14 protein-coding genes are annotated in these 12,821 nt (G+C 61.4%); 7 read left to right on the forward strand and 7 right to left on the reverse strand.

The window, feature by feature from the left end; genetic code table 11:
• Nucleotides 1-11: 11 nt before the first annotated feature.
• Nucleotides 12-1,493, forward strand: a complete 1,482-nt coding sequence (locus MPZ60_RS20190) for a SulP family inorganic anion transporter (RefSeq protein WP_034355745.1) — start codon at nt 12-14, stop codon at nt 1,491-1,493.
• A gap of 20 nt (nt 1,494-1,513) precedes the next feature.
• Here MPZ60_RS20190 and MPZ60_RS20195 read toward each other — a convergent pair whose 3' ends face one another.
• The gene (locus MPZ60_RS20195; RefSeq protein WP_034355748.1) at nt 1,514-1,885 is read right to left on the reverse strand and encodes a polyhydroxyalkanoate granule-associated phasin; all 372 of its coding nucleotides are present in this window, start codon (nt 1,883-1,885) and stop codon (nt 1,514-1,516) included.
• An 87-nt stretch (nt 1,886-1,972) separates the two neighbouring features.
• A complete protein-coding gene (locus MPZ60_RS20200) occupies nt 1,973-2,899 on the reverse strand; it encodes a LysR family transcriptional regulator (protein ID WP_034355753.1) in 927 nt (308 codons plus the stop codon).
• A gap of 106 nt (nt 2,900-3,005) precedes the next feature.
• Here MPZ60_RS20200 and lysA point away from each other — a divergent pair, with 106 nt between their 5' ends.
• Both lysA and MPZ60_RS20210 read left to right on the forward strand, forming a co-directional pair.
• Nucleotides 3,006-4,253, forward strand: a complete 1,248-nt coding sequence (lysA, locus tag MPZ60_RS20205; protein ID WP_034355756.1) for a diaminopimelate decarboxylase — start codon at nt 3,006-3,008, stop codon at nt 4,251-4,253.
• Nucleotides 4,254-4,493: 240 nt separating this feature from the next.
• Nucleotides 4,494-5,384 (forward strand): DMT family transporter, encoded by an 891-nt coding sequence (locus MPZ60_RS20210; RefSeq protein WP_034355759.1) that lies wholly within the window; start codon nt 4,494-4,496, stop codon nt 5,382-5,384.
• A 109-nt stretch (nt 5,385-5,493) separates the two neighbouring features.
• Here the strand turns inward: MPZ60_RS20210 and MPZ60_RS20215 are convergent, their stop codons facing one another.
• The 4 genes from MPZ60_RS20215 to MPZ60_RS20230 form a co-directional block, all read right to left on the reverse strand.
• On the reverse strand, nt 5,494-6,504 hold the full coding sequence (locus MPZ60_RS20215) for an NAD(P)H-dependent glycerol-3-phosphate dehydrogenase (RefSeq protein ID WP_034355762.1): 1,011 nt from the start codon (nt 6,502-6,504) through the stop codon (nt 5,494-5,496).
• 116 nt (nt 6,505-6,620) lie between these two features.
• Complete coding sequence (gene secB / locus MPZ60_RS20220) at nt 6,621-7,082, reverse strand: protein-export chaperone SecB (protein WP_003066740.1); 462 nt, start codon at nt 7,080-7,082, stop codon at nt 6,621-6,623.
• 197 nt (nt 7,083-7,279) lie between these two features.
• On the reverse strand, nt 7,280-7,537 hold the full coding sequence (grxC, locus tag MPZ60_RS20225) for a glutaredoxin 3 (RefSeq protein ID WP_003066738.1): 258 nt from the start codon (nt 7,535-7,537) through the stop codon (nt 7,280-7,282).
• Between the two features lie 73 nt (nt 7,538-7,610).
• Entirely contained in the window at nt 7,611-8,018 is a 408-nt protein-coding gene (locus MPZ60_RS20230; protein WP_003066735.1) for a rhodanese-like domain-containing protein, read from the reverse strand.
• A gap of 285 nt (nt 8,019-8,303) precedes the next feature.
• On the opposite strand from MPZ60_RS20230, the gene gpmA reads away from it, so the two are divergent.
• The 4 genes from gpmA to MPZ60_RS20250 all read left to right on the forward strand — a co-directional run bounded on the left by gpmA (nt 8,304) and on the right by MPZ60_RS20250 (nt 12,021).
• On the forward strand, nt 8,304-9,047 hold the full coding sequence (gpmA, locus tag MPZ60_RS20235; protein ID WP_003066733.1) for a 2,3-diphosphoglycerate-dependent phosphoglycerate mutase: 744 nt from the start codon (nt 8,304-8,306) through the stop codon (nt 9,045-9,047).
• A 132-nt stretch (nt 9,048-9,179) separates the two neighbouring features.
• Nucleotides 9,180-10,691, forward strand: coding sequence for a S41 family peptidase (locus MPZ60_RS20240; RefSeq protein ID WP_034355765.1), 1,512 nt, complete (start codon nt 9,180-9,182; stop codon nt 10,689-10,691).
• Between the two features lie 75 nt (nt 10,692-10,766).
• The gene (locus MPZ60_RS20245; RefSeq protein WP_034355768.1) at nt 10,767-11,534 is read left to right on the forward strand and encodes a HesA/MoeB/ThiF family protein; all 768 of its coding nucleotides are present in this window, start codon (nt 10,767-10,769) and stop codon (nt 11,532-11,534) included.
• 106 nt (nt 11,535-11,640) lie between these two features.
• Complete coding sequence (locus MPZ60_RS20250) at nt 11,641-12,021, forward strand: response regulator (protein WP_034355771.1); 381 nt, start codon at nt 11,641-11,643, stop codon at nt 12,019-12,021.
• Nucleotides 12,022-12,079: 58 nt separating this feature from the next.
• On the opposite strand, the gene MPZ60_RS20255 is transcribed toward MPZ60_RS20250, so the two are convergent.
• Complete coding sequence (locus MPZ60_RS20255; protein ID WP_003051886.1) at nt 12,080-12,712, reverse strand: response regulator transcription factor; 633 nt, start codon at nt 12,710-12,712, stop codon at nt 12,080-12,082.
• Nucleotides 12,713-12,821 lie beyond the last annotated feature (109 nt).

The following is a 12,821-nucleotide window of genomic DNA, read 5'->3' on the forward strand; positions in this document are numbered from 1 at the left end:
GCTGCTGCGATATGAATCCCCATTTTTCCATGAGCCGATGGCGCGCCGAATGGGCGCCCAGCGTACCGCGCGAGCTGCTGGCCGGCGCCGTCGCCACGTTTGCGCTGATTCCCGAGGTCATTGCCTTTTCCTTTGTCGCGGGTGTAGACCCGGCCGTGGGGCTGTATGCCTCCTTCATCATCAGCATCGTGATTGCCGTTTTCGGCGCACGTCCGGCCATGGTCTCGGCAGCGGCCGGCTCGGTGGCCCTGGTGGCGGCTCCGCTGGTCGCATCGCATGGTCTGCAATATCTGCTGGCCGCAGGCTTGCTGGCGGGTGCCATGCAGATCGCCTTCGGCCTGTGCAAGATGGGCAGCCTGGTGCGCTTTGTCTCCAGCTCGGTGCGCACGGGTTTTGTCAACGCGCTGGCCATTCTGATCTTTTCAGCCCAGCTGCCGCATCTGCATGGAGCCAACACCGCCACCTGGGCCATGCTGGCCCTGGGCCTGGCCCTGATCTACGGCCTGACCTGGCTGGGACAGAGGCTGCAGCTCAAGGCGCTGGGAGCCATTCCCTCACCACTGATCTGCGTGCTGGTGCTGACGCTGCTCGCCAGCTTCATGGGTCTGCCGCTCAAGACTGTGGCCGATCTGGGTCATCTGCCGGACAGCCTGCCGCTGTTCGCCCTGCCCGAAATCCCTGCGAGTCTGGAGACGCTGCGCATCATCGCCCTGCCAGCCCTGGCCATTGCCATGGTGGGCCTGCTGGAGTCGGTTCTCACGGCAGCCGTGGTGGACGACCTGACGGGCACGCCCAGCAACAAGAGCCGCGAGTGCACGGGCCTGGGCCTGGCCAATGTCTCGGCCAGCCTGTTCGGCGGCATTGCGGGCTGCGGCATGATAGGCCAGGCGGTGGGCAATGTGAAATACGGCGGCCGCGGCCGCCTGTCCACCCTGTTTGCCGGGGTGTTTCTGCTGATTCTCATGGTCGCCCTCAAGCCCTGGGTGTCCCGGGTACCGGTGATTGCTCTGGTGGCCATCATGGTCATGGTGTCGGTCTCGACCTTCGACTGGAAGTCGCTGGGCAATCTGGTGCGCCACCCGCGCCTGTCCAGCTCGGTGATGCTGGTGACGGTGGTCATCACCATCGCCACCCACAATCTGGCCGCCGGCGTGGTGGCGGGCGTGCTGCTCTCGGGCGTGTTCTTCACCTTCAAGGTGGCCAATATGCTGCAGGTCCAGGGCGGCCTGAACGAGGCTGGCGATCTCTATACCTGGACGGTGAGCGGCCAGGTGTTTTTTGCCTCTGCCGATGCTCTGATCGAAGCCTTCGACGTGCGTGCCGCAGCCGGAAAGCAGGCCCGCATCGATGTCGGTGGCGCGCATTTCTGGGACATCACCGCCGTGGGCGCGCTGGACAAGGTGATGGAGCGCCTGCGCCAGCATGGCTGCCACGTGGAGCTGACGGGGCTGGACGAGGCCAGTCAACGACTGATAGAACGCATCAGGGTCTAGGTTTGGCGGCTGGTGGCCGCTTATTTCAGGCTGGTCTGCGACAGGCGCTTGGCATTGGCCACGGCCTTGCGGCGAATCGGCGCCAGGCTTCTGGCCGCCACCTTGTCGGCCGCCACGGGCAGCTTCTGACCCATGGTCCAGGGGTTGCGCATCCAGGCCAGACACAGTTGCTGCTGCACCTTGAACATTTCGGACCCCATGGTCAGCCAGGCCTGACTGAAGGCGACCTGCTTTTCCACCACCATGCGCGTGAACTCCTTCTGGTCGCGCGCAGAGAGCACCGGACCGCTGAGGGCCATGCGCGTGAGCCGGTGGTTGATGACCTGAGGCACGGCCATGCTGATGTCCAGCAGTTCGCTGGCAGTGCGGTGGGGGATGGCGGATTCAGGCATGTGTAACTCCTTGCATTCAGGCGTTTTATTGTGCACTGCAACATAGAAGTTTGCGCAAGCTCACCTGTGAAAGCCCTATCGCCGAATTCAGCGCCTGTGCCCAAGCAGGCTGAGTGCCTCCTGCTCCAGTGCCGCCGTCAGCCAGGGCAGGCCCGCATCGGCAGGCCGGTGCAGCGGCAGCAGCATATGCACCTGAAACGCTATCGAAAACGCCAGCGGCCGCACCACCAGCTGCGGGCCGGCACAAGCCCGCGCAGTCAGCGGGTTGACGATGGCCAGACCCAGGCCGTGCTGGACCATGGCGCAGACGGCAACGGCGCTGGCGGTCTCCAGGCTCAGCCGGCGCTGCACGCCGGCGCGGGCAAACACCGCATCGATCTGCGCCCTGTAGGGGTCGTCGCGCGCCAGGCTGATGAAGGATTCGCCTTCAAAGTCCCGCGCGCTGAGCAGCGCCTTCTGCGCCAGCGGGTGGCTGGCAGGCAACACGGCCACTTCGTCCATGGCAGGCAAGGGCTGGCTGCGTGTGCCCGGTGGCGCATCGGCCAGCTCGGACAGGCCCAGATCGAAGCGCTGGGCCGCCATCCATTCCTGCAGCAGCGGTGCCTCCTGGGTGCTCACGCTCACGGCCACTGCGCCGTGACTGGCCTGCAGACGCGCCAGCGCGCCCGGCAGCAAGGCGTGGCTGAGGGCTGGCAGACACAGCACGCTGATGCTCGCCCCTTGCGGGCGCCCCAGCTCCACGGCGCGGTCGATCACGCGCTCCAGGCCCTGCCAGCTGCGCCGCACCTCGTCCCAGAGCAGCAAGGCACGTGCATTGGCACGCAGCCGGCCCTGCACGCGCTCGAACAGCGCATAGCCCAGCAGTTGCTCCATGCGAGCCAGCTCGCGGCTCACCGTGGGCTGCGAGGTATAGAGCAGTTGCGCCGCACCCGTGACGCTGCCGGCCGTCATGACGGCACGGAACACCTCGATATGGCGATGGGTGATGCGCTGAGAAGCTTCTGAATCGGTCATACCCAAAGCATATCAATATTGAATGATCTTCAAAAATCAAGCTATTGGACTGAATAGATAGTCGCATGCATGATGCGCTGAACTATTCCCTTTCAAGAGACCACCCATGGCAAACCCCTTCTCTCCCGCACAGCTCTGGAACCTGGCCGACCAGTACAGCACGCCGCTGTGGGTGTATGACGCCACCACCATCCGCGAGCGCATTGCCCAGCTCAAGGCTTTCGACACCGTGCGCTTTGCCCAGAAGGCCTGCTCCAACATTCACATCCTCAAGCTCATGCGCGAGCAAGGCGTGAAGGTGGATGCGGTCTCGCGCGGCGAAGTCCTGCGCGCGCTGGCGGCGGGCTTCACGCCCGGCTTCGGCGAGCCTGCCGACATCGTCTTCACGGCCGACGTGATGGACGAGGCCACGCTGGCCACCGTGGTCGAGCATCAGGTGCCTGTGAACGCGGGCTCCATCGACATGCTGCACCAGCTGGCCGCCGTGTCCAAGGGCCACCATGTCTGGCTGCGCATCAACCCCGGCTTCGGCCACGGCCACAGCAACAAGACCAACACCGGCGGCGAGCACAGCAAGCACGGCATCTGGCACAGCGAACTCGAAGCCGCACTGGACGCCATCAAGGCCGGCGGCCTGGTGCTGGCCGGCCTGCATATGCACATCGGCTCGGGCGTGGACTACGGCCATCTGCAGGAAGTCTGCGGCGCCATGGTCAAGCTGGTCGAGCGCACCAAGGCGGCGGGCGTGGACCTGCATGCGATTTCGGCCGGCGGCGGCCTGTCCATCCCCTATCGGGCTGGCGATGCCACCATCGACACCCAGCACTACCACGGCCTATGGGATGCGGCGCGCAAGCAGGCAGAAGGCATCGTGGGCCACAGCCTGGGTCTGGAACTGGAACCCGGCCGCTTCCTGGTGGCCGAGTCCGGCGTGCTGCTGGGCACCGTGCGCGCCACCAAGAATGCGGGCAGCAACCACTTCGTGCTGGTCGACACCGGCTTCAACGAACTGATGCGCCCCAGCATGTACGGCAGCTACCACGGCATGGAAGTGCTGCGCCGCGACGGCCAGAGCCTGCCCGCGCAGGACAGCGTGGTGGCCGGCCCACTGTGCGAATCGGGCGATGTCTTCACCCAGGGCGACGGCGGCGTGGTGCTGCCGCGCTCGCTGGCCGGCGCCAGCGTGGGCGACCTGCTGGTGATTCATGACACGGGCGCCTACGGCAGCTCCATGTCCAGCAACTACAACACCCGCCCGCTGGCCGCCGAAGTGCTGGTCGATGGAGCGCAGAGCCAGCTGATTCGCCGTCGCCAGACGGTGGAGGAACTGCTGGCCCTGGAATTGGGCTTGTAAGCTCCCCCTGAGCCGCTTTGCGGCTTCCCCCTCTCTCTACGCGCTGCGCGCTATGGGAGGGGGACGCAGCCATCGCTGCGGGGCGGCCCTTGCTTGGCTGCTCTTGTTTGGCCCGCGCCCTTTAGCAATTGCATCTTCAAGTTAAATAGCAGCTGGCGCTTATCTTTAAAGGGTTTCAGGCCAGAATCACCTGAATTTCTTTTCTCTATGGCACCGCGCAGTGCCCAATGAGCTCTCTCCATGTCACAGCAACCCGCCACTTCCCCCCATCGCCACACGCTGACGGGTATTGGCTTTACGGTGCTGGCCTGCGCCTGTTTTTCGATACTCGATACGGGCTCCAAATATGCGGGCGCCCTGCTGCCGCTGCTGATGGCGCTATGGCTGCGCTATGCGCTGCAGTCGGTGCTGACCGTGGGCTTTGGTGTGGCTCGCCATGGACTGGACATCTTTCGCACCCGGCGCCCGGGCTTTCAGTTTCTGCGCGCCATTCTGTTTTGCCTGAGCAATGCGCTGGCCATGCTCAGCCTACGCTATCTGCCGCTGGCGGAGTTCACGGCCATCGTGGCGCTGACGCCGCTGGCCCTCACCTTGCTGGCCGCTCTCTGGCTAGGCCAGCAGGTCAGCCCCTTGCGCTGGGTGCTGGTGGCGCTGGGCTTTGCGGGCACGCTGGTCATCCTGCGCCCGGGCGGCAGCCAGTTCAGCGGCTGGGCCCTGGTCTGGCCTGCGCTGCAGCTGCTGGCCAACACGGCCTATCAGATCCTGAGCAGCCGCATGGCGGGCAAGGAGCGCCCGCTGACCACGCAGATCTACACCAGCCTAGTGGCCCTGAGCCTGAGCTGCATGGCCCTGCCCTGGGTCTGGCAGCTGCCGGACAGCGCCGCGCTCTGGCTGGCCGCGATTGCCATGGGCGCAGGCAGCGCCGTCGGACACCTGATGCTGCTCAAGGCCTATGAAAAAGCCGAGCCTGCGACCATCACGCCGTTTCTCTACAGCCAGATTCCCTGCGCGCTGCTGGCAGGCTGGCTGGTCTATGGCCATATCCCCGACCAATGGGCCGTACTGGGCATGGTCGTCATTGCGCTGTGCGGGGCGGCGAGTGCCTGGCTCAGCGTCAGAGAGGGGAAATAGGCATCGCCTCTAAAACATTAGCTTCGAGCGCATGAATTCATTGCATTTCAGACATAAAAGCATCTGAAATCCATGAATATCAGGCGCTAGCAGCTATGGTTTTATTGGCTTATTCGCCGCGCGGATCGCGCACCATCAGGTGCTGCACGGCTTCGGTGACCGGAAGCTGGCCGTCCAGCAAGGCAACCACGGTTTCGGTGATCGGCATTTCCACACCGACCTGGCGTGCCCGGGCGAGCACGGTGCGGGCGCTGTACACGCCCTCGGCCACATGGCCCAGCGAGGTCACGGCCTGCTCCAGGCTCTTGCCTTCGGCCAGCAGCAGACCCACCTTGCGATTGCGCGAGAGATCGCCGGTGGCGGTCAGCACCAGATCGCCGAGGCCGGACAGGCCCATGAAGGTCTCGGCGCGCGCGCCCAGCGCCACGCCCAGGCGCGTCATCTCGGCCAGGCCGCGCGTGACCAGGGCTGCACGCGCGTTCAGCCCCAGCTGCAGGCCGTCGCAAAGACCCGTGGCAATGGCCAGCACATTCTTGACGGCACCACCCACTTCCACGCCCACGATGTCCTGATTGGCATAGACGCGCATGGCTTCGCCGTGAAAGGCCGACACCAGCAGCTCGCTCACGCCCTCATGGGCGCTGGCTGCCACCAGAGCCGTAGGCTGCTGGCGCGCCACCTCGGCCGCGAAGCTGGGGCCGCTGAGCGCACCGCTTTGCAGCTGCGGCGCCACCTGCTGGCAGACTTCATGCGCCATCAGCCCATAGCTGCCGGCAGGTGTGTCGGCGGCCACGGCCTCGAAGCCCTTGCACAGCCAGACCACGGGCCGGCGGCAATCCTTGAGCTGGCCCAGCCACTGGCGCAGCGCCGCCATGGGCGTGCCCAGCACGATCAGATCGGCATCCGCAACATGGGCCATCACATCTCCGCTGACCACCGTGAGCGCATCCGGGAAGCGGATGCCGGGCAGATAGCGGCTGTTGGCGCGCTCGGCCTGCATGAGCTGCGCCTGCGCCGGGTCACGCGCCCAGAGGCTGACGCGGTCCTGCTCCGGATGGGTGGCCGCGCTGATGGCCATGGCCGTACCCCAGGCGCCAGCGCCGATGACAAGAATTTTCATACCTGAATTTTGATAGCAGTTTGTGCACAACGCACAAGAAAAAGAGGCCGCTAGGGCCTCTTTTTTGCCTGGCTGCCGATTCTTGCACATCGCAGGAATCAGCAATTGCCATCAGCTTACTGGGGCAGCTGGCCTTCGGCCTGTGCTGCGGCAGCCGCTTGCTGCTGCTCGTACATGGCCTGGAAGTTGATTTCGGCCAGGTGCACGGGAGGGAAGCCGGCGCGGGTCACCACGTCGGCCACGTTGCCGCGCAGATAGGGGTAGATGATCTGGGGGCAGGCAATGCCGATCACGCCGCCCATCTGATCTTCGGGCACGTTGCGGATTTCGAAGATGCCGGCCTGCTTGGCTTCGACCAGGAACACGGTCTTGTCCTGAATCTTGGTCTGAACCGTGGCGGTCACGGCCACTTCGTAGACGCCTTCAGCCACGGGAGTGGCTTCCACACCCAGCTGGATGTCCACGCTGGGCTGCTCTTGCTCCAGCAGGATGGCGGGAGAGTTGGGCTGCTCCAGGGACAGGTCCTTCAGATACACGCGCTGGATCTGGAACACGGGGCTGTTGTCTTGTTCGGCCATGATGAGCTAGGTCTTTCAGAAAATCTTGAGAGGGAAATGAAAATGCCTGCGCAGAGGACTAGCACGCAGCTATCCTCACAGCAGGCATTTCCATGAAATAGCGCTTTGCATTATGCAGTGACAGCCAGAGGCTGCATCGTAGCAAGCAGCACAAAGCGCAAATTCATGCCGTTTGGCGGCAGTGGCACGGCAAGTAATCAGCTTTGCAGCAGGGGCAGCAGACCGCCCTTGGCATCCAGCGCCATCAGATCGTCGCAACCGCCCACATGGGTATCGCCAATGAAGATCTGGGGTACGGTGCGGCGGCCGGTGACCTGCATCATGTGATCGCGGGCAGCGGTATCGAAATCGATGCGCACTTCCTCGATCTGATCCACGCCCTTGGACTTGAGAATCTGCTTGGCACGAATGCAATAGGGGCAGACGGCGGTGGTGTACATCTTCACGGCTTGCATGAGCAACTTCCTTGTAGTTTTTGCAATGCAGCATGCTGTGCTGCAGTCGTCAGAGTTCTCAGTTGCGGCCGAATCAGGCTTTTTCAACCGGCAGGCCGGCATCGCGCCAGGCCTTCATGCCGCCAGCCAGCGCCTGGGCCTTTTCGTAACCCAGCTTCTTGGCCACGGCCTCGGCACGCACGGCACGGGCGCCCGATGCACACACCAGCACCACGGGCAGCTGCTTGTTCTTGACGGTGGTGGGCAGCTTTTCTTCCAACTGGCTCAGCGGCAGGTTCCTGGCTCCGTTGACATGGCCGGCGGCAAACTCTTCGGGCTCGCAGACGTCCAGCACCACGGCTTTTTCACGGTTGATCAGGTGCACGGCAGCCGCTGCCGACAGCGAACCTCCTGTCGCTCCGCGCAGTGCGGGCAGCAGCAGCATCACACCCGAAGCCACGGCAATCAGGATCAAATACCAGTTATCAATGATGAATTTCACGTCATTCCTTGGGATGGCAAACCGAACGATTTTAGAGGCAGGCTTGCCGGCGGATCGCGCCAGAGGGTCACAGCCCCTCCTCCCGTAATCCCAAACCCTCTGTTCATATGCCCTAGGCCGCAAGTGAGTGCTCTGCACAATCCCCGAAGGGCCCAACAGGAATAGCTTGGCGGCCACCGCTGGACACGACCGGCTTACCTTGCCTCAAGCCCGGACAAAGGCCAGCCCCTAAAATGCACGGTTTTGACTTTGTGTCATTACTGCTTTGCTACTTTGAGAGAATCCATGTACAAGCTCGTTCTGATCCGCCACGGTGAATCCACCTGGAACCTTGAAAACCGCTTCACCGGCTGGACCGATGTGGATCTGACTGCCACCGGCGTCGAACAGGCCAAGAAGGCCGGCCAACTGCTCAAGGCAGAAGGCTATGACTTCGATGTGGCCTATACCAGCGTGCTCAAGCGCGCCATCCGTACCCTGTGGCATGTGCAGGATGAAATGGACCGCACCTGGCTGCCCGTGGTGCATAGCTGGCGTCTCAACGAACGCCACTATGGCGGCCTGCAGGGTCTGAACAAGGCCGATATGGCCAAGCAGTACGGCGACGAGCAAGTGCTGGTCTGGCGCCGCAGCTACGACGTGCCGCCTCCCGCCCTGGAAGCCACCGACCCGCGCAGCGAACGCAGCGATGTGCGCTACGCCAAGCTGCAGCCCGAGCAGATCCCGCTGACCGAGTGCCTCAAGGACACGGTGGCCCGCGTTGTGCCGTTCTGGGACGAGTCCATCGCACCCGCCATCAAGGCCGGCAAACGGGTGGTTGTGGCCGCACACGGCAACTCCATCCGCGCCCTGATCAAGTATCTGGACAACATCGCCGACGACCAGATCGTGGGCGTGAACGTGCCCAACGGCATTCCTCTGGTCTATGAGCTGGACGCCGACCTCAAGCCCATCCGCCACTACTACCTGGGCGACGCCGAAGCCGCAGCCAAGGCTGCAGCGGCAGTTGCAGCCCAGGGCAAGGCCTGAGAGAGACCTCTTCACCGTTCCTGTTCAGGCCGCTTGCGCAGTCTGAACAGGACTGACACGGCAAAAGGCCTGTGGAACCTCATGGGCCTTCCGCCGTCCAAGGTGTATATTGCGAATGGTTTAAGGGGTGCTATGGGTCAAAAAATCAAAATTGCAGGCTGGATCTCTGTGGGCGTGGTCGCCGGTGCGTTGACCACCGTATCCCTGCAGACGCTGGCTCGCGGGGGTGTGACGCCTCTGCCACTTGAAGAAATCCAGCAGTTGTCGGCCGTCTTCGGCCTGATCAAGACCGATTACGTGGAGCAGGTCAGCGACAAGAAGCTGATCACCGACGCCATCTCCGGCATGGTCTCCAGCCTGGACCCTCACTCCCAGTACTTCGACAAGAAAACCTACAAAGAATTCAAGGAAGGCACTTCCGGCAAGTTCGTGGGCGTCGGCATCGAGATCACCATGGAAGACGGGCTGATCAAGATCGTCTCCCCCATCGAAGGCTCGCCCGCTTTCCGTGCGGGTCTCAAGACCGGCGACCTGATCACCAAGATCGACGACACGGCCGTCAAGGGCCTGACGCTCAATGACGCTGTCAAGCGCATGCGTGGCGAACCGAATACCAAGGTGCGCCTGAACATCCTGCGAAAGGATGAAAGCCGCAGCTTCCCCGTCACCATCACCCGTGAAGAAATCAAGACCCAATCGGTCAAGGGCAAGGTGATCGAACCTGGCTACGCCTGGATTCGCCTGAGCCAGTTCCAGGAACGCACCGTCGATGACTTTGTCCGCAAGGTCGAGGAAATCTACAAGCAGGAACCCAATCTCAAGGGCCTGGTGCTGGACCTGCGCAACGACCCCGGCGGTTTGCTGGATGCGGCCGTAGCCATCTCTGCGGCCTTCCTGCCACCCGATGTGCCCGTGGTTTCGACCAACGGCCAGTTGGCCGAAAGCAAGGCCGTCTACAAGGCTTCGCCCGAGTTCTACGCCCAGCGCGGTTTTGGCGACCCCTTGCAACGCCTGCCTGCAGCACTGAAAAAGCTGCCTCTGGTGGTGCTGGTCAATGAAGGCTCGGCCTCGGCCAGCGAAATCGTGGCCGGAGCTCTGCAAGATCACAAACGCGCCACCGTCATGGGCAGCCAGTCCTTTGGCAAGGGCTCGGTGCAAACCGTGCGCCCTCTGGGGCCCGATACGGCTCTCAAGCTGACGACGGCGCGCTACTACACGCCTAGCGGAAAATCCATTCAGGCCAAGGGCATCGTGCCCGATGTGATGGTGGATGAGACTGCAGACGGCGATTTGTTTGCTGCATTGAGCATGCGTGAAGCAGACCTTGAAAAGCATTTGTCCAGCGGACAGGGTGCGGAGGTCAAGAACGATTCGCTTGAAAAGGCCCGCGAGGAAGCTCGCAAACGCCTGGAAGAGGAAGCCAAGAAGCCAGCCGCCGAACGCCGCCTGCCGGAATTCGGGTCTGAAAAGGACTTTCAGCTGCAACAGGCACTGAATAAGCTCAAAGGCCAACCTGTCAAGGTCAGCAAAACCCTGACGGAGCGCAAAATCGAAGAGAAGCCCGGAGACGCGACGGCCGCGGACAAAAAGCCCGCTGACAAGAAAGCGCCCGAAAAAGGCGACTCCGACAAGAGCAAAAAATAAGCACCGGGTTATGGAACCCGCTCAAAATCAGCCGGGCTTGCCCGGCTTTTTTCTTGGAACCATGGAAGCAAACCGATGAATGACGATCAATTGCTACGCTATTCCCGTCACATCATGCTCGACGAGATCGGCATCGAAGGCCAGGAGCGCATTCTGGCGGCGCATGCAGTGATCATTGGAGCTGGCGGCTTGGGCTCGCCTGCCGCACTCTATCTGGGCTCGGCAGGTGTGGGGCGCATCACCATCGTCGACAACGACGTCGTGGACATGACCAATCTGCAGCGCCAGATTGCCCACACGACCGAGCGCATAGGCATGCCCAAGGTGGAATCGATCCGCACTGCCGTACATGCCATCAATCCCGGGATCGAAGTTCGCTGCATCCAGCAGCGTGCAACCGAGACCCTGCTCGATGAACTGCTGCCCGAGGCAAGCATCGTGCTCGACTGCACCGACAACTACAAGACCCGCCAGACCATCAATGCGGCTTGCGTACGCCACGGCGTACCCCTGGTCGAAGGAGCTGCCATCCGTGTCGATGGCCAGTTGATGGTCATTGATCCACGCAACCCCGACAGCCCGTGCTATGCATGCGTCTTTCCGCCAGAGGCTGAATTCGAAGAGGTTCAGTGCTCAACCATGGGCGTCTTTGCTCCGCTGGTTGGGCTGATCGGCACCCAGCAAGCTGCAGAAGCACTGAAGCTGATTGTCGGTTTTGGCCGATCTTCTGTCGGACAACTTCAAATGCTTGATGCACGTTCCATGGAGTGGAGTAGGATGAAAATTGCTAGGGTTAAAACCTGTGATATCTGCGGAACGCCAAACACAAATTACAAAAAATGACAATACAATGATTTTTTCATGGGCCGTAATTGATTTTCCACATTGAGAATTGAAATGACTCTCGCCGCTTGATCCTTGGCGTCCACCTCATCAGCTTGCTACCGTCGTGAAACTGCGTACCTTTCTTGTTGAAGACAATCCCACGATTCGCGACAACCTGATTGCGACGATGGCGGAGCTTGCCGATGTGGAAGCGGTGGGGGTGGCAGAGACCGAAGCCGATGCTGTACGCTGGCTCAGCCACAACCCTGACGCCTGGGATCTGGTCATCGTGGACCTGTTCTTGCGCGAGGGCAGCGGTCTCGGCATCGTCACAAGCCTTCAACATCGACCACCGCAGAAAAAGCTGCTCGTGTTGAGCAATTACGCGACCGCCGATATACGACAGCGCTGCCTTGAACTCAGCGCAGATGCCGTATTTGACAAATCCAACGAAATCGATGCGCTTATAGATTTCTGTATTGATTTAAATACCAGTAAATCTTGAAAATAACGCAAAATAAAAAAGGCTTGAATATTTCAAGCCTTTTTTATTTGAGTCTGCATTAATCGATCAATCGATTTTTCAATGCATAGTATGTCAGATCGCTATTTGAGGAAAGGCCCATTTTTTCCATGAGCCTTGTCCGGTAAGTGCTCACTGTTTTCACGCTCAACGAAAGCGATTTGGCAATGTCTCCAGCCGTCTCGCCGCGCGCAAGCTTCAGGAATACCTGAAACTCACGCTCCGACAATTGCTCGTGTGCCGGAACATCATCCTTGCGGTTGAGTTGCTGGGCCAGGAGATCGGCCACTGCCGGCGTCAGGTAACGCCTTCCCAGAGCCACAGTCCGGATGGCCTCTGCAATATCCTGGGGATCGCACTCCTTGTTGAGATATCCGCTGGCCCCCTGACGAATCAAGTTGATTGCGTAATGCTCCTCAGGGTATCCACTAAGTATCAGGATGCCCATATCAGGTGCTTTGGCTCTGAGCATGGCCAAGGCATCTATGCCGCTTTGCCCTGGCATGGACAAGTCCATCAACAGCACGTCAATTTCATGCTCCCGAACCAAGTCAATGGCCTCCCGCCCATTGCCCGCTTCTCCCACGACCCTCAGATCTACATGTTCCGACAGGAATTGGCGTAATCCCGAGCGAACAATCGCATGGTCATCCACTATGCCTACTTTTATCATGAACACCTCTTTTCATGAAACTGCGCTCATCTCCAGGGCGCATCACATTTTAAGACCCGCACTATGATGTCAGTCGTTGACGCTACGGTTATGCAGAATATCAGGTAAT

It is taken from the genome of Comamonas sp. 7D-2, from assembly GCF_022749555.1.
GTDB lineage: Bacteria > Pseudomonadota > Gammaproteobacteria > Burkholderiales > Burkholderiaceae_C > Comamonas > Comamonas thiooxydans.

Excerpts from the sequence above, each read along its gene's own strand:
- MPZ60_RS20190 (WP_034355745.1), top strand. The coding sequence starts at position 12 with ATGAATCCCCATTTTTCCATGAGCCGATGGCGCGCCGAATGGGCGCCC.
- MPZ60_RS20195 (WP_034355748.1), bottom strand. The coding sequence starts at position 1,885 with ATGCCTGAATCCGCCATCCCCCACCGCACTGCCAGCGAACTGCTGGAC.
- MPZ60_RS20200 (WP_034355753.1), bottom strand. The coding sequence starts at position 2,899 with ATGACCGATTCAGAAGCTTCTCAGCGCATCACCCATCGCCATATCGAG.
- lysA (WP_034355756.1), top strand. The coding sequence starts at position 3,006 with ATGGCAAACCCCTTCTCTCCCGCACAGCTCTGGAACCTGGCCGACCAG.
- MPZ60_RS20210 (WP_034355759.1), top strand. The coding sequence starts at position 4,494 with ATGTCACAGCAACCCGCCACTTCCCCCCATCGCCACACGCTGACGGGT.
- MPZ60_RS20215 (WP_034355762.1), bottom strand. The coding sequence starts at position 6,504 with ATGAAAATTCTTGTCATCGGCGCTGGCGCCTGGGGTACGGCCATGGCC.
- secB (WP_003066740.1), bottom strand. The coding sequence starts at position 7,082 with ATGGCCGAACAAGACAACAGCCCCGTGTTCCAGATCCAGCGCGTGTAT.
- grxC (WP_003066738.1), bottom strand. The coding sequence starts at position 7,537 with ATGCAAGCCGTGAAGATGTACACCACCGCCGTCTGCCCCTATTGCATT.
- gpmA (WP_003066733.1), top strand. The coding sequence starts at position 8,304 with ATGTACAAGCTCGTTCTGATCCGCCACGGTGAATCCACCTGGAACCTT.
- MPZ60_RS20240 (WP_034355765.1), top strand. The coding sequence starts at position 9,180 with ATGGGTCAAAAAATCAAAATTGCAGGCTGGATCTCTGTGGGCGTGGTC.
- MPZ60_RS20245 (WP_034355768.1), top strand. The coding sequence starts at position 10,767 with ATGAATGACGATCAATTGCTACGCTATTCCCGTCACATCATGCTCGAC.
- MPZ60_RS20255 (WP_003051886.1), bottom strand. The coding sequence starts at position 12,712 with ATGATAAAAGTAGGCATAGTGGATGACCATGCGATTGTTCGCTCGGGA.